Annotated in this window: 12 protein-coding genes and 1 pseudogene; 7 read left to right on the top strand and 6 right to left on the bottom strand. The window is 59.8% G+C overall.

All coding sequences use genetic code 11. The annotated features are described in order from the left end of the window. Positions 1-24: 24 nt before the first annotated feature. Both VDP61_RS11055 and der read left to right on the top strand, forming a co-directional pair. Positions 25-1,296: a PQQ-like beta-propeller repeat protein gene (locus VDP61_RS11055; protein WP_323006945.1), complete on the top strand. Its 1,272-nt coding sequence runs from the start codon at positions 25-27 to the stop codon at positions 1,294-1,296. A gap of 148 nt (positions 1,297-1,444) precedes the next feature. Then, positions 1,445-2,906 (top strand): annotated as a pseudogene (der, locus tag VDP61_RS11050) (ribosome biogenesis GTPase Der); the annotation flags it as partial. 263 nt (positions 2,907-3,169) lie between these two features. Here the strand turns inward: der and VDP61_RS11045 are convergent. The 6 genes from VDP61_RS11045 to miaA all read right to left on the bottom strand — a co-directional run bounded on the left by VDP61_RS11045 (position 3,170) and on the right by miaA (position 11,488). After that, the gene (locus VDP61_RS11045) at positions 3,170-5,257 is read right to left on the bottom strand and encodes an ABC transporter ATP-binding protein (RefSeq protein ID WP_323006944.1); all 2,088 of its coding nucleotides are present in this window, start codon (positions 5,255-5,257) and stop codon (positions 3,170-3,172) included. A gap of 126 nt (positions 5,258-5,383) precedes the next feature. Then, entirely contained in the window at positions 5,384-6,541 is a 1,158-nt protein-coding gene (locus VDP61_RS11040; RefSeq protein ID WP_323006943.1) for an ABC transporter permease, read from the bottom strand. A 12-nt stretch (positions 6,542-6,553) separates the two neighbouring features. Continuing rightward, positions 6,554-7,636, bottom strand: coding sequence for an ABC transporter permease (locus VDP61_RS11035; protein ID WP_323006942.1), 1,083 nt, complete (start codon positions 7,634-7,636; stop codon positions 6,554-6,556). 137 nt (positions 7,637-7,773) lie between these two features. Further along, positions 7,774-9,426, bottom strand: coding sequence for an ABC transporter substrate-binding protein (locus VDP61_RS11030; protein WP_323006941.1), 1,653 nt, complete (start codon positions 9,424-9,426; stop codon positions 7,774-7,776). 238 nt (positions 9,427-9,664) lie between these two features. Next, on the bottom strand, positions 9,665-10,462 hold the full coding sequence (locus VDP61_RS11025; RefSeq protein WP_323006940.1) for an AraC family transcriptional regulator: 798 nt from the start codon (positions 10,460-10,462) through the stop codon (positions 9,665-9,667). Between the two features lie 117 nt (positions 10,463-10,579). Further along, entirely contained in the window at positions 10,580-11,488 is a 909-nt protein-coding gene (miaA, locus tag VDP61_RS11020; RefSeq protein WP_323006939.1) for a tRNA (adenosine(37)-N6)-dimethylallyltransferase MiaA, read from the bottom strand. A gap of 145 nt (positions 11,489-11,633) precedes the next feature. On the opposite strand from miaA, the gene pyrH reads away from it, so the two are divergent. The 5 genes from pyrH (at position 11,634) to dxr (ending at position 15,933) form a co-directional block, all read left to right on the top strand. Continuing rightward, positions 11,634-12,371 carry a UMP kinase gene (pyrH, locus tag VDP61_RS11015; RefSeq protein WP_323006938.1) on the top strand — a complete coding sequence of 246 codons (738 nt, stop codon included), beginning with the start codon at positions 11,634-11,636 and terminating at the stop codon, positions 12,369-12,371. A gap of 196 nt (positions 12,372-12,567) precedes the next feature. After that, positions 12,568-13,131, top strand: coding sequence for a ribosome recycling factor (frr, locus tag VDP61_RS11010; protein ID WP_323006937.1), 564 nt, complete (start codon positions 12,568-12,570; stop codon positions 13,129-13,131). Positions 13,132-13,179: 48 nt separating this feature from the next. After that, positions 13,180-13,908 (top strand): polyprenyl diphosphate synthase, encoded by a 729-nt coding sequence (gene uppS / locus VDP61_RS11005; RefSeq protein WP_323006936.1) that lies wholly within the window; start codon positions 13,180-13,182, stop codon positions 13,906-13,908. After that, positions 13,905-14,747, top strand: coding sequence for a phosphatidate cytidylyltransferase (locus tag VDP61_RS11000; protein WP_323006935.1), 843 nt, complete (start codon positions 13,905-13,907; stop codon positions 14,745-14,747). Before uppS ends, VDP61_RS11000 begins: the two co-directional genes overlap by 4 nt. 1 nt (position 14,748) lies before the next feature. Beyond that, complete coding sequence (gene dxr / locus VDP61_RS10995; RefSeq protein WP_323006934.1) at positions 14,749-15,933, top strand: 1-deoxy-D-xylulose-5-phosphate reductoisomerase; 1,185 nt, start codon at positions 14,749-14,751, stop codon at positions 15,931-15,933.

Here is a 15,933-nt window from a genome sequence, read left to right as displayed (position 1 = left end):
GCCGGCTGTGAAAAAGAACTGATCTTGCAAGGCGAACGGTTCAATGCCCGCGCCCCGCTGGCAGCCAGCCTGACCGAAGAGGGCAAGCCCGCCCCAACCGATGTGTTCGGCACTATCGAAAATCGTGCGGTCCCGATCAGCTTGCCGGGCGCGCGTGCCAATGCAGATTGGACGCATCGTGCCAATAACGCGCAGCATCTCATGCCCAATGCCGCGCTTTCGGCCGCGCCGGCGCGTATCTGGTCGGTTGATATCGGCAGCGGCAACAGCCGCAAATACCGCATCACTGCCGCGCCTGTCGTTGCAAGTGGCCGGGTGTTCACGATGGATTCCACCTCTGGGGTTTCGGCGGTTGCGACCTCGGGCGCGAAACTTTGGTCGGTTGATTTGACGCCTGCGGGGGGCCGAGGGGCCAGCGGGGCAGGTGGCGGGCTTGCCTATGGCAGCGGGCGCTTGTTTGCGGCGACCGGGCAAGGCGAGCTTGTCGCGATTGATCCTGCCAGCGGCGGCGTGATCTGGCGGCAAAAGCTGGGCTCACCCGCTGCGGGCAGCCCCACGGTTGCGGATGACCGCGTTTACGTCGTCGGGCGCGACAGCACGGCCTGGGCGATCAACGTCAAGGATGGCAAGGTGGAATGGCAAGTGGCTGGCACGCCCTCGCCCTCGGGTATCATCGGCGCTGGTGGGCCCGCCGTGACTGCCACCGCGATTCTGTTTCCCTTTGGCAATGGTGATCTTGTTGCGGCCTCGAAAAACGGCGGGGAACGGCTTTGGTCGGCCAGCATCGCAGGCGCGCGGCTTGGGCGCGGCTATTCCGGCGTGACCGATATCGCGGGCGATCCGGTGGTTGATGGGGCGGTTACCTATGTCGGTAATCAAAGCGGGCGGATAAGCGCGATTGAAACGGCCACCAGCGCGCCCATCTGGTCAGCGCATGAGGCGGCCTACGGCGCGGTTCTGCCGGTTGGTGGGTCGGTTTTCCTGATCTCGGATGAGGCAAAGCTGGTTCGGCTTGACGCCAGCACCGGCGAGCCGATCTGGTCGGTTGCGATGCCTTATTTTGAGGCAGAGAAGGCCAAGAAGCTGAAGGCGATCACGGCGCATTATGGCCCGGTCCTGGCGGGTGGCCGCATTGTTGTCGCCTCGGGTGATGGGCTGATCCGCATGTTCAACCCGACCGATGGGGCGCTTGTTGGCACGGTTGCACTGCCTGGTGGGGCTGCTGCGGCACCGGCCTTGGCTGGCGGTGTGATGTATGTCGTTTCGGGCAATGGGCAACTTCACGCTTTCCGTTGACGGTCATGCGGTGTATGGCCACTGCTTGATGATCTGACACCCCGCCCCAGACGGGGCAAACTGACGCCCCCGCCCCGCACAGGGGCAAACTGACTTACCCGCCCCGCAAAGGGGCAAACTGACCCCCAAAGCCCCCGGAGGGGCCAAGATGAGCTTTACCCTCGCCATAGTTGGCCGCCCCAATGTGGGCAAATCTACGCTTTTCAACCGCCTTGTCGGGCGCAAACTGGCGCTGGTCGATGATCAGCCCGGCGTTACCCGCGACCTGCGCGAAGGCGACGGCAAGATATTCGATCTGCGGTTTACCGTGATTGATACGGCCGGGCTTGAAGATGTCACCGATGACAGCCTGCAAGGGCGGATGCGCCGCCTGACCGAACGCGCGGTTGATATGGCTGATGTCTGCCTGTTCTTGCTGGACGGCCGCGTTGGAGTGACCGCAACGGATGAGGTATTTGCCGATATCTTGCGCAAAAAAGGCGCGCGCGTCATCCTTGGCGTGAACAAATCCGAAGGCAAGGCCGGGGATGCGGGCGCGATTGATGCCTGGTCGCTTGGCCTTGGCGAACCCCTGCGCATTTCCGCCGAACATGGCGAAGGGATCGACGATCTTTACCGCCTGCTGCGCCCCATTGGCGATGAATTCCGCGAACGCGCCGAGGCCGACGCACCCATCACCGATGTCGATATCCCCGAGGAAGAGGCCGACCTGGAGGCTGACCCCGAATGGCACAAGCCGACGGCGTCAAAACCACTGCAAATCGCCGTGATTGGCCGCCCGAATGCCGGAAAATCCACCCTTATCAACAAGATCATCGGTGAAGATCGGCTGCTGACTGGCCCCGAGGCCGGGATTACCCGCGACGCTATCTCGGTGAAAACCGATTGGTACGGCACGCCGACCCGGATTTTTGACACCGCAGGCATGCGCAAAAAGGCGCGAATCAACGACAAGCTGGAAAAGATGTCGGTCTCGGACGGCCTTCGCGCGGTGCGCTTTGCCGAGGTGATCGTGGTGTTGCTGGATGTGGATATCCCGTTCGAACAGCAAGATCTTCGCATCGCGGATTACGCCGAAACCGAAGGTCGCGCGGTGGTTGTTGCCGTGAACAAATGGGATCTGGAAGGCGACAAGCAGGAAAAGCTGGCCGAACTGCGCGAGATGTTTGAACGCCTGCTGCCGCAGTTGCGCGGCGCGCCATTGGTGACCGTTTCCGCCAAAACCGGGCGCGGGCTTGACCGCTTGCACAGTGCAATTCTGCGCGCGCATGATATCTGGAACCGCCGTATTCCAACCAACCGCCTGAACACATGGCTGGGGGCCATGACCGAGGCGCATCCGCCCCCCGCCCCCGGCGGCCGCCGCATCAAGCTGCGCTATATGACACAGGTAAAAACCCGCCCGCCGGGCTTTGTGGTGATGTGCTCGCACCCCGATTTGATGCAGGAAAGCTATAAACGCTATCTGGTCAATGGCTTGCGCGACCATTTTGATATGCCGGGAACGCCGATTTCGCATCATGCTGCGCGGGCAGGGCGACAAGAACCCGTTCAAGGATAAAAAGTTTCACACGCCAAGCCGTTTACGTAAACACAAAGCATCCAAAGACCCCGATCAACGCTTCTATTGTTCTTTTTTTTTTTTTCCTTTCTCCTTCCTTTCCCCCCAACTTCCACTCTCCCCATTTTTTCCCCCCCCCCTTTCCTTCCCTTCCTTTTTTTCCTTCCTTCCATCCCCCCCCCCCCCCCCCCCCTTTTTTATCATCCCTTTTCCTCCAAGCGAGTCCCGCTTTCTTTTCGGCACAAATATCCACGGGGGGTCCGGGGGGCAGTCGGCCCCCCGGCGCCTGACCCCTTTCGCGCGCCAAAAATCCTATTCCGCCGCGATGGTAATCACCGGCTCCATCTCGGCCAGGATTTCATCCGACAAGTGGCATTTGATCTGATGCCCGGTTTCCAAATGCTTCACCGGCGGCACCTGCGTATCACACAAGCCCCCCGGCACCTGGTCTTTCCACCGGCAGCGCGTCTGAAACGGGCAACCCGGCGGCGGGTTCATTGCCGAAGGAATATCACCCTCCAGCACGATCCGCTTTTTGATGACCTTGGTGTCGGCAATCGGCACCGCTGACAGCAGCGCCTCGGTATAGGGGTGATAGGGCGGACTGAACACCTGATCGGTGGTGCCCATTTCCACCACATGGCCCAGATACATCACCATCACCCGGTCGCTGAGATAGCGCACGATCGACAGATCATGGCTGATGAACAGCAAGGTCGTGCGGTTCTTGCGCTGAATCTCCATCAGCAAATCCGTCACCGCCGCCTGCACCGAGACATCCAGCGCCGAAACCGGCTCATCCGCGACCACAATCTTGGCATCGCCGGCAAAGGCCCGTGCTATGCCCACCCGCTGCTTTTGCCCGCCCGAAAGCTGGCGCGGCATACGGTCGGCAAATTCACGCGGCAGCTTTACCAGATCCATCAATTCCAGCATCCGCCGATGGCGGTCGGCCTCCGAATCGCCCTCACCAAAGATTTCCAGCGCCCGGATGATTTGTCGCCCCACCGTCATCGACGGGTTCAGCGTATCAAACGGGTTTTGGAATACCATTTGCACCGATGACACCGTATCAACATTGCGCTTTTCAATCGGGGTGTCTTGGATATCTTGATTGTAAAGGAAAATCTTGCCGCTGGTTGCGGTTTCCAACCCCATCAGCACCTTGGCAAAGGTTGATTTGCCGCAGCCCGATTCGCCCACAATTGCCAGTGTTTCGCCCTCGCGGGCCTCAAATGACAGGGTTTCATTGGCCTTGACCACCTTTTGCGCCCCGCCACCAAACAGTGACCCGCCCGAAACCTCGTAATATTTGCGCAGGTCTTCCATTTTCAGAACGACCTCGCCGACGGGAGTTTTCTCTTGCTTCACGACAGCAACCAACGGCGCGTCCCAGTCGATTTCCCTGAATTTCACACAGCGACTGGCGTGGCGATCGCCGGTCGCCGGGGCCATTTTGATCGGGCCAGTATCACAGCGCCCCGCCTCAAAATAATCGCAGCGTGGGCCAAAATTGCAACCCGGTGGGCGTTCATGCGGCAGCGGAAAGTTACCCGGAATCGCCACCAAAGGACGCGAGTTTTTATCTGCCGTGGGCAGCGGAATAGAGCGGAACAGCGCTTGGGTATAGGGGTGGCGCATCTTGTCAAAGACCTCAGCGATATTGCCGGTTTCGACAGCCTCGCCCGAATACATCACGCAAATCCGGTCGCAGACATCCAGCACCAGCCCAAGGTTGTGGCTGATAAACAGCATAGAGGTGCCGTATTTCTTGCCCAGCTCTTTCACCAGATCGACGATCCCCGCCTCAACCGTCACATCCAATGCGGTTGTGGGTTCGTCCAAAATCAGCAGCGCGGGCTTGGACATCAGCGCCATGGCGATCACGATACGCTGTTGCTGACCGCCCGAAAGTTGATGCGGATAGGCGTTCACGATGCGGTCAGGGTCGGGCAGGCGCACGTCGGCCACGATCTGGCGGGCCAGCGCCCAGGCGTCTTTCTTGGCCATGCCCTCATGGATCATCGGCACTTCGGCCAATTGCGCGCCCACGGTCATTGCCGGGTTCAGGCTGGCCATCGGCTCTTGATAGATCATTGCAATTTCCGACCCGCGCAGCTTGCGCAGTTCTTCCTCGCCCATATTGGTCAGGTCACGGCCTTTGAATTTGATCGTGCCGTCAACGATTTTGCCGTTCTTGCCAAGGTCGCGCATTACCGCCAGCGCCACCGTCGATTTACCGCAACCGGACTCACCAACCAGCCCCATGGCCTCACCGGGCATCACGGTGCAGGAAAAATCCATCACCGCCGGGATTTCGCGCAGGCGGGTGAAGAAAGAGATCGAGAGGTTGCTAATCTCGAGGATCGGTTGAGATGGGTCCCATGCGGGTTTGGTCATGATTTTCTCCCTATGCGGCGGCTTGCGAGGTGAACGCCGGGGGCTGGATGCCCCGCGCCGGGCGGTTCTTGAACCGGTGGCGACCCATCCGTCGCCCCCGATGATATTGGTCGCGAACACAAAGCATCAGTCCTTCATGCTTTCTTCGCGCAGCCCGTCGGCGAGAAGATTTAGGCCGAGGACGAGGCTCATCAAGGCGAAGGCCGGAACCACGGCAGGGTGCGGAAAGATCGACAGCAAGCGGCGGCCATCATTGATGGTCGAGCCCCAGTCGGGGGATTCCGGACTGACACCAAGGCCGAAAAAACCGAGCGTTCCAAGCAAGATGGTGGTGTAGCCGATGCGCAGGCAAAAATCCACGATCAGCGGGCCGCGCGCGTTGGGCAGGATTTCCCACAGCATGATATACCACGGCCCTTCACCGCGGGTTTGGCCTGCCGCCACATAATCGCGTGTGCGCAAGTCAAGGACGAGGCTGCGCACAATGCGAAACACGGTGGGGGCGTTGACAAAGACCACGGCGACAAAGACGTTCAGCAGGTTCGGGTCCATCGACCAAATGCCCAGCGGGTCGGCGTTGAAGGCAAGGCCCGAATAGGCCCACAGGCCGATCACCAGCGTGATGCCAACATAAAGGTTGCGGCGTTTCGGGTCGGTGAAGTAGCGGCTTTGAAACAGCGTGACCAGAAAGATGACGGGAAAGATGAACAGCACCGCGGCAAGGATGATCGGGATGCCGGTATCGCGGATTTCCGGTGTGACCAGCAAGTAGAACAGCAAGATCACCGGGAAGGCCAGCACGAGATTGGCAAGAAACGACAGCGCCGTATCCAGCTTGCCCGCGAAATAGCCCGCAGGCAGGCCCAGCGTGATGCCGACCATGAAGGCGAACAGCGTGGCAGCAGGCGCGATTGCCAGCACCCTCCGCGCGCCCATGACCACGCGGCTGAACACATCGCGGGCAAGGTTATCGCCCCCCAGCAGATAGTAATCATAGCTGCTGCCATCGGGGGCTGGGGTGCCGGGGCTTTTGTTTTTCATCCCGGAAAGTTGCCCCAGCGGGTCATGGGTGATGACAATATCGGCGAAAAACGCGGTATAGACCCAGAACATCACGATACCAAAGCCGATCATGCCCACGGTGCTGTCAAACAGTTTGCCGTAAAGGCCAAGGCGGCGGCGATAGTGCAGTGACACGCCATAGGTGACGATCAGGGCGACCCAGACGGGCCAGAATTGCATGAACATACGGGCGAAGATACTGCCCCAGCCAATCGGTTCCATGTAGGCTCCTCCTCAGGAAATCCGGATACGGGGGTTAAGGAATGCATAGCCGATGTCGGAAATAAGCTGTGTGGCCAGCACGACAATCACCGCGACGACCGAGCAGGCCAGCAACAGCTCTATGTCATTATTGCCGGCTCCCTGTACCAGCGTCCAGCCGAAGCCCTTGTAATTGAACAGGGTTTCCACAATCACCACGCCGTTCAGCAGCCATGGGAATTGCAACATGATCACGGTGAACGGGGCGATCAGCGCGTTGCGCAACGCGTGGCGCAAAACCACATCACGAAAAGGCACGCCTTTCAGCCGGGCCGTGCGGATATATTGCGCCGTCATCACCTCGGTCATCGAGGCGCGGGTCATCCGGGCGATATAGCCCATGCCATACATCGCAACCGTGAGGACGGGCAGGCCAAAGTTCCAGAAGGTGATCTTGTCCATGGCGCTGGTGGCGGTGCCTTGAAACAACGTTCGCCCCTCAATCAGCCCCATGCTGGCCAGCAGGGGGGAAATGCCGACGGTGGCGCTGGCAAAGACCACGATCAAAATCACACCCGATACATATTCCGGCGTGGCCGTGGTGGCGATGGCAACGGTAGACAGCACGCGATCGGTGCGTGACCCTTCGCGCATCCCGGCCAACACGCCCAAGGCCAGCGCCGAAGGCACCATGATGATCATCACCCAAAGCATCAACCAGCCAGTCGCCGCCAAGGCGCGGCCCAGAATTTCAGATACCGGGCGTTTGAAAACCGATGAATAGCCCCAATCACCCTGAATGACGCCGCAAAATGTCGGGGCGGAGTCGGCGGGCCTATCGGCACTGATGCAGCGCCCGCGGGTTGCGCCGTCTATCTCTTTGGTCCAGCCGGGGGCCACGCCAAGCCATTCGGCATAACGTATCACCATAGGCTGGGCATAGCCGTTATCGGCCAACCAGTTTTCCACCTGCGCATCCGACATGCGCACAGAGCCTTCCGAGCGCGCAAGCTTTTCAAGGTTGGGGGTGAGGTTGGTCAGGAAAAAGACGATAAATGTCAGGCAAATGGCCGTCAGAACCATTATGCCGAGGCGCCTTAGCAAAAACATCAACATGGCTTATCCTTCCCCTGAAAAGACAGGAGTTGCGGGACAATGGCTTACATATAGTGGCGGGCGAACAGCCCCACCGCGACAGGAAAAAGGCGAAAAAAGGGGGCGATAACACCGCGCCCCCTTTTTCTGTTGCCAGATCAGGCGTCAATCGACCATTTGTAATGATGATGCTCAAAGGTTGGGTGCATCTCGCAGCCTTTTACCCTTGGATCGAAATGGCGGTAGAGCGAACGCCAGTAGGGCTGCACCATAACGCCTTGCTCTTGCATGATTTCCTCAAGCCGCTTCACAACTTCGCGCCGCTTGTCGGCATCGGCGATAGAGTTCGCCTTGGCAAGCACTGTGTCAAACTCTTCGTTGGAAAAGGCAGATTCGTTCCATGCCTCACCCGTGCGGTAAGCCAAGGACAGGATCTGGACGCCAAGCGGGCGCATGATCCATTCCGTGCCCGAGAACGGGAATTTCAGCCAGTCATTCCAATAGGTCGAACCGGGCACCACCGTCCGCTTGATCTTGATCCCGGCATCGCGCATCTGCGCGGCCACCGCATCACAGCTTGCAGCTTGCCAGGCATCATCCAGCGAGGTCAGCTCAAACTCATGGTCGGCCATGCCCGCCTCTGTCAGCAGCGCCAGCGCGCCTGCCGGGTCGGCCTTCAGCGGGGGCAGTTCGGCGTATTCCGGGTGAATCGGGCAGACATGGTGGTTCTGGGCCAGGGTGCCAAGCCCGTTATAGCCCAGTTCCAGAACGACATTATTGTCCACAGCCATCGCCAGCGCCCGACGGACGCGAACATCCTTGTATTCTTCGGCATCCTGGTTGAAGCGAATGGCGATGGTGGCCGAGGTGACCGCCTGCGACTTTTCCCAACCCAGACCGTCCAGAATATCGACAAAATCGCCAACAGTCTGATAGGTCGCGTCAATCTCGCCCGATCCGGCGGCTGCAACCGCCGCCGATGGGTCGGTGCCAAGGTCGATGTAGTCGATCTTGTCCAGATAGGGGCCGCCGTAGACGTCTGTTCCCCACCAGGGGTGATCGGCGTTGCGCACCAAGGTCTGACGAATGCCTACCTCGTTGCTTTCCGGCAAATAGGGGCCGGTGCCGATCGGGTTCAGCGATGGGTCGCCATTGTCATAGGATTGGTGAACCACGGCCGCCGGATAATCCGACATGTTCGCGATCATGGCGATGTCTGGCGCGCTGAGCGTCAGCTTGACGGTATGGCTGTCAACAACCGTAATCGCGCCATCTGCAGCCATGTTGGTTTCGGCATTGACCAGCGTGCTCATGCGGCCCGCCATGGAATTGCCGTCAACGCTGCCATCACACCAGCGCGTGATGTTATGGGCGACATCTTCGGCGGTGAAATCGTCACCATTGTTCCACTTCACACCTTTGCGCAGGTTCAGCGTGTATTCGGTGGCGTCGTCGTTGGTGTCCCAGCTATCCAGCAACATTCCCCGGAAGGTGCCATCGGAATTGTATTCGACCAGATATTCCAGCCAGCCACGGGTAAAGTTGGCGATTTGCGACCAATCGGCGGTGCGCGGATCTTTCAGGCCCTTGGTTTCCATTTCCATTCGCAGCGTGCCGCCCATCGTCGCAGTTTGCGCCTGTGCCGCCGGTGCGGCAAGACCAAGCAAGCCATAGGCTGCGGGCGCCGTAACGCCCAACGCCGTTGCGCGGGTCAAAAATTCACGACGGCCCATCGTGCCTGCACCCACTTCGGACGCATAGGCGATTGCCGCCGGATGTACAGTTTTGGCGCTATCGGTCGTTTTGGTCATAGATATCTCCCTGAAGAATTGCCCCGGCTGCGGGTCTGGCCCGTGCCGGAAATCGTTTTCATGGTTTGGCACCAAGGCCGCGGCCCTGATCGACCTGCGTCATTTCCGCACGAATTGCGGCATGGGTCAATGTTTGGTTCACCCCACGGCACCACAAACGCGAAAAAAAGGTCTAAAAACGACATGTGTCGCTTTTAGACTGCGGTGGCGCTGGTTGCAACCAATTGGCGAGAGGCGCTCAGGCTTCTTTGCGAAACGCAGAGGGGGATTTGCCGGTTCTGTGCTGAAAGGCCCGCGTGAAATAGGCCGGAGAGGCAAAGCCAAGCGCCCCGGCAATTTTGCCAACCGGAATTTTCGTCTCGACCAACAATGTGCGTGCCTCAAAAATCAAGCGGTCTTGCAGCAAGGCCGAGGCCGGCTTGCCGCAGGCCTGCTTGCAGCAGCGTGTCAAATGGGTGGGCGTCACGCCCAGGGCGCCTGCAAAATCGGCAACGCCCATGCCTGACCGAAAGTTCCGCTCCAACAGGTTGGAATAGCGCGCCACCAGTCGGTGTGCGGCATCCGGGCGCTTCACCTCATCCGCGCCTTTGTGCACCTGACGTTCCAACCAGACGCCAAGCAGGCCCAGATAGTGCTGCGTGGCCCGGTCATGCGCCGGCGTGTTGCTGTTCATCTCGCGCGATATCGCATCCAGGGTTATGTTCAGCTCTTGCTGCACAAAGGTTTCGCGGATGCGCAGGTGATGTGGCGTTGTGGGCAGCGTTACATCGCAATTCTTGCCAAAGAATACGGCGGTCCCAAAAACCTGCGGACCCACCTCAAACCCATGCATCACGCCGGGGGGAATGAACACCGCGTTATTTGCGGTATAGCCACGGGTCGAGCCTGCAATGGTAATGCGCCCCTGTCCCTTGGTGAACCACAACAGCATTGGTTCCGAGATCGCACGCATCGCCTCGACCCGCCAACGCCCATGCGCCACAAGGCGGGGAATCGCAACAAGGCGCAACTGTGACAGGGCCGAGAGATCTTGCATGTTCAAACCGTCCGAATGACTTATAGCGGCAAGATAAGCAGCCGGATGGCCAAGACCCAAGCCCAAAACGACCAAAATCGAACCAGTCCACAGACCTATCCACAGGTTTGGCGTTTTTCAGCCTGCTATGCCCTGCTCTTGCGCCGGATCAAGCGGTTTCCAGGCTTTCATCCGGTTGCGAAACCAGGTCCGTTGCCGTTTGGCATATTGTCGGCTGGCGATTTTGGCCTGTTCGATTGCCGTCTCCAATGTCAGTTCACCGCGCAAATGCGCCATCAGTTCCGGGGCGCCAATGGCGCGGGCCGAGGCGCGGCGCGGCCCCCAATGGGGCAATTCTGCCCGCACTTCCTCCAGCGCGCCCTGGTCGATCATCTGGTCAAACCGCTGGTCAATCCGGGCATTCAGCCAGCCCACATCGGGCCGCAGCACTATTGGCACCACCTGCGCCAATGGCATTATCGCAGGCCCGGTGTCATCTTGCCAGGCCGCCAACCCGCGCCCGGTGGCGTGCAGCACTTCCCAGGCCCGCTGCACCCGCGCCGGATTCAGCACATCGATTCGCGCTTTGGTCCTGGCGTCCAGCTCGGCCAACAAGCCGCTTGAACCGTCCTGGGCCATCCGCGCATCGGCCAAGGCCCGCACCGGCGCCGGGGTTGCGGGAATCTCGGCCAGCCCCTCGGTCAGGGCCGAAAAATACAACCCCGTGCCGCCGACAATCACCGGGCGCAGCCCTTCGGCCAGAACGGCCCTTACCTCGCGCAGCCAATGCCCTACCGAATATTCCGCATCGCGTGCAACATGGCCATACAGCCGATGGGGCAGGCTGGCTGTCTCATGCGCTGTTGGCCGTGCGGTCAGCACCTGCCAGCAGCCGTAAACCTGTAACGCATCGGCATTGACCACAACCCCGCCTTGCCGCGCCACGATCTGTGCTGCCAGCGCTGATTTCCCGCTGGCCGTTGGCCCCGCGATCAACACTGCCCGCTCTGCCGAAAGCGTCTCTATCACCTGGTCCCAACCTTGCACAAATCCTCCGCATCGGTTTTCCCCACAGCCCACGGCGCAAAGAGCTGTTTCATCGGTTGAACCTTGGCCCGTTTTGCGACATTTTACGCCGCAATCCAAGTCGTGATCTGCCACAGGTCCGCGCCAGCCAGTCAGGAAGCCCGTTATGCCCGTCACCCCAGCCGATCACCCCGTAACCACCCACCGCCGTGTCATGCTCAAGATTTCGGGCGAGGCGCTGATGGGCGATCAGGGCTATGGCCTGCACCCGCCAACCGTGGCCCGCATCGCACAAGAGGTCAAATCCGTCCATGATCTAGGCGTCGAGATTTGCATGGTCATTGGCGGCGGCAATATCTTTCGCGGGCTGCAGGGCTCTGCCCAGGGGATGGAACGCACCACGGCGGATTATATGGGCATGCTTGCCACAGTGATGAACGCGCTGGCGATGCAGGCCGCCCTTGAAGACCTGAAAATCCATACCCGCGTGATTTCCGCGATCCCTATGGATCAGGTGTGTGAACCCTATATCCGGCGCCGTGCCGTCCGCCACCTTGAGAAAAAGCGCGTCTGCATCTTTGCTGCGGGCACCGGCAACCCGTATTTCACCACAGATACCGCCGCGACCCTGCGTGCCAATGAAATGGCTTGCGAGGCGATCTTCAAGGGCACCAAGGTTGATGGCGTCTATGACAAGGACCCCAAGAAATTTGCCGATGCAAAGCGCTATGATACCGTCACCTATGATGAGGTGTTGCAAAAGCATCTCGGCGTGATGGATGCCTCGGCTATCGCCTTGGCCAGAGACAACAATCTGCCGATCATCGTGTTCAGTCTGGATGAGCCCGGCGGCTTTCGCGGTATTCTGGCGGGGCAGGGCACCTATACCAAGGTACACGGATAATTTGCGTTGGATTGTAGTGTAAATTCCGCCAGTTTGCCGCGCCAAGCCTATACAAGCGCTGCAACACAGCGTTATATCAGGCGGGCGATCTGCCCGCCCACGCCCCAATACGAAGCCGATAAGAACTTGCCGATTTCAAGCCAGCCGACACTAGGCCAGCCAACACTAGGCCAGCCGACACTAGGAAAGTGACCCCATGTCAGATGATTTCATGCTCGACACCGATGATCTGGAGCGCCGGATGGACGGTGCACATACATCCCTTCGCGCCGAATTTGGCACATTGCGCACCGGGCGCGGCTCTGCCTCGATGGTTGATCCCATTATGGTTGATGCCTACGGTTCGATGACCCCGCTTAATCAGGTTGCAACGGTCAACGTGCCGGAACCGCGAATGGTGACGATCAACGTCTGGGACAAAGCCCTGGTCGGCAAGGTAGAGCGGGCGATTCGAGAATCCGGTCTTGGCATCAACCCGCAGCTTAACGGCACCATCATCATGCTGCCGATCCCGGAACTGAACGAGGAACGCCGCCGCGAGTTGACCAAAGTTGCAGGCCAATACGCTGAAAGCGCCAAGGTTTCGATCCGCAACATCCGCCGCGATGGGATGGACCAGGTGAAAAAAGCCAAGGCAGAGGGCATCTCGGAAGATGATCAGAAGTTCTGGGAAGGCGTTGTACAAGACCTGACCGACAAGGCCATTGCGGCGATTGATCTGGCACTGGAAGCCAAACAGCAAGAAATCATGCAGGTCTGATCCGACCGTTTCAGGATACGTATTTTCTGGATACCCAAAGGTCAGTCAGTGCCCCAGCCAACGCCCGCCCCCCCGCCTCCCGAGCATGTTGCCATCATCATGGATGGCAACGGCCGTTGGGCTACAAATCGCGGCTGGCCCCGACTGGTGGGCCACCGCAAAGGGGCGGAACGGGTAAAGCAAATCGTATCGGCAGCCCCTGAAATGGGGATAAAATGGCTGACCGTCTATGCGTTTTCGACCGAAAACTGGAAACGCTCTACCGAAGAAGTGCTTGGCATCATGTCAATCTTCGCGCGCTATATCCAGCGTGAGGCTGACCGTCTGGCCTCTGAAGGGGTGCGGCTGCGCTTTATCGGTGACCGCTCAAGGCTTGATCCCAAACTGCAACGTCTCATGTCCGGGATCGAAGAGCGGACCGCTGGATTTTCCCGGCTTAACCTAACCGTGGCCATCAATTACGGTGGCCGCGATGAAATTCTGCGCGCGGCCCGCGCTTTGGCGCAAGAGGTCGCCGACGGTCGCCTTGCCCCTTGCGATATCACCGAGGCCGCGATGGCCGAGCGGCTTGATACGCGCGGCATCCCTGACCCCGATCTGATCATCCGTACCTCGGGCGAAACCCGCACGTCCAACTTCCTTGTCTGGCAAGCGGCCTATGGAGAATATGAATTCACCTCAACCCTGTGGCCTGATTTCAGCCCCGATGAATTGGCCGCGATTCTGGTGCGCTTTGGCAACCGCCAACGCCGCTTTGGTGGAGTGACCCCGAAATGACCGATCCCGGCATCCCCCCTGTACCAGATCGCTGGGCCGACCTGCGCCCGCGCATGATTTCGGCGATCGTCATGCTTTTGGTCGCGGCTGTTGGAATCTGGCTGGGTGGGCCCGGCTTTTCGATCATGGTCATTGTCTTGTCGGCGCTGATGCTATGGGAATTGGCCACAATTACCGTTGTCAAAGCCAGCTATGGCCCCTTTGGCCTGTCGCCTGTGCAGCGCCCTTTGATGCTGGCGGCACTGGGCGCGATCTGTCTGGCCATTGCCCTGTTTTCCCCGCACGCCCTTGCCGCTGCTTTGCTGCTGGTTCCCGTGCTTGCCTTCGCGCTGACACCGGGGCGCGAACGGCCCTTGGCGGCGCTTTGGGCGGCAGGGGCCATGATCACCGGGTTTGGCCTGATCACCCTGCGCAATGATGCGGGAATGGTGGCGATTGTCTGGATTGCCCTTGTCGTTGTGACCTCGGATGTCATGGGCTATTTCGCGGGGCGTATCCTTGGCGGGCCAAAGTTCTGGCCAGCGATCAGCCCCAAGAAAACATGGTCCGGCACGGTTGCCGGCTGGGTTGGTGCCGCCCTTGTGGGGGCGGTGTTTTGGCAAATGGGCTTCGCGCCTGCCGGACTTATCGTGTTTTCCACATTGGTTTCATTTGCCGGCCAGATGGGGGATATTGCGGAAAGCTGGATCAAGCGGCGGAGCGGGGTCAAGGACAGCTCTAACCTGATTCCCGGCCATGGCGGTTTTCTGGATCGGTTTGATGCGATGACCGGGGCTGTGGTTCTGGTCGTGCTGCTGTCGCTGGTCTTTAGCCTGCCGCTGCCGGTCGGGGGCCAATAGTTTGCGTTCTATTTCGATCTTTGGTGCCACCGGGTCTATCGGCGAAAGCACGTTTGATCTGATCATGCGCGGCGGCGGTCCTGACGCATACCGCACCGTTGCCGTGACCGGCGCGCGCAATATCAAACGTCTGGCCGAAATGGCCCGCGCGTTACGGGCTGAAATTGCCGTGACTGCACAAGAAGAGTGCCTGCCCGCGTTGCGCGATGCCCTTGCCGGCACCAACATCCTGTGCGCCGCCGGTCAGACAGCGATTGCCGAGGCAGCCGACAGGCCCGCCGATTGGGTGATGTCGGCCATCGTCGGCGCGGCTGGCCTTGTACCGGGAATGCGGGCGCTGCGCCATGGCGGCACGCTGGCGCTGGCGAACAAGGAAAGCCTTGTTACTGCAGGCCCTTTGCTTTTGGCGACAGCCGCCAAATATGGCGCAACCCTGCTGCCGGTTGATAGCGAACATTCCGCCGTGTTTCAGGCGCTGGTGGGCGAAGACAAAGCCTGCGTCGAACGGGTTATCATCACGGCCTCGGGGGGGCCGTTCCGTAACTTCAGCCTGGCGCAGATGCAAGCGATCACCCCGGCGCAGGCGGTGGTGCACCCGAATTGGTCAATGGGTCAGCGTATTTCGATTGATAGTGCGTCGATGTTCAACAAAGCCCTTGAACTGATTGAAACGCGCGAGTTTTTCGGATTTGCGCCTGACCAGATTGAAGTCATCACGCATCCGCAATCCATCATCCATGCGCTGATCGGCTTTTGTGATGGCGGTATCATGGCGCATCTTGGCCCGGCTGATATGCGCCACGCCATCGGCTTTGCGCTGCACTGGCCGCGCCGGGGCCATGTTCCGGTAGAGCGTCTCAATCTGGCACAGCTTGCCACGCTGCGCTTTGAGGCCCCGGACCCTGAGCGGTTCCCCGCGCTGCGCCTTGCCCGCGCCGTCATGGAAACGCGCGGCCTGTCGGGGGCGGCCTTTAATGCTGCCAAGGAAATCGCCCTGGACCATTTCATCGCAGGCAATCTGCCGTTTCTGGCCATGGCAGAGGTTGTCGAAGACACACTTGCCAGGCTTTTGCAGCAAAACAGCCTTCAAATTCCCGCTACCACCCTTGAGGATGTGCTCAGGATGGACCATCTCGCACGCAAGACCGCCGCCGATGTGGTCGTGTCACGGCAGCAAGGAAGTTAA

The organism is Pseudorhodobacter sp., assembly GCF_034675685.1.
Lineage (GTDB): Bacteria > Pseudomonadota > Alphaproteobacteria > Rhodobacterales > Rhodobacteraceae > Pseudorhodobacter.
The sequence above is the reverse complement of the archived record's forward strand: the minus strand, read 5'-3'. Positions and strand labels throughout refer to the sequence as shown.

Coding starts and splice junctions, on each gene's coding strand:
- VDP61_RS11045 (WP_323006944.1), bottom strand. CDS start 5,257: ATGACCAAACCCGCATGGGACCCATCTCAACCGATCCTCGAGATTAGC.
- VDP61_RS11040 (WP_323006943.1), bottom strand. CDS start 6,541: ATGGAACCGATTGGCTGGGGCAGTATCTTCGCCCGTATGTTCATGCAA.
- VDP61_RS11035 (WP_323006942.1), bottom strand. CDS start 7,636: ATGTTGATGTTTTTGCTAAGGCGCCTCGGCATAATGGTTCTGACGGCC.
- VDP61_RS11030 (WP_323006941.1), bottom strand. CDS start 9,426: ATGACCAAAACGACCGATAGCGCCAAAACTGTACATCCGGCGGCAATC.
- VDP61_RS11025 (WP_323006940.1), bottom strand. CDS start 10,462: ATGCAAGATCTCTCGGCCCTGTCACAGTTGCGCCTTGTTGCGATTCCC.
- pyrH (WP_323006938.1), top strand. CDS start 11,634: ATGCCCGTCACCCCAGCCGATCACCCCGTAACCACCCACCGCCGTGTC.
- frr (WP_323006937.1), top strand. CDS start 12,568: ATGTCAGATGATTTCATGCTCGACACCGATGATCTGGAGCGCCGGATG.
- VDP61_RS11000 (WP_323006935.1), top strand. CDS start 13,905: ATGACCGATCCCGGCATCCCCCCTGTACCAGATCGCTGGGCCGACCTG.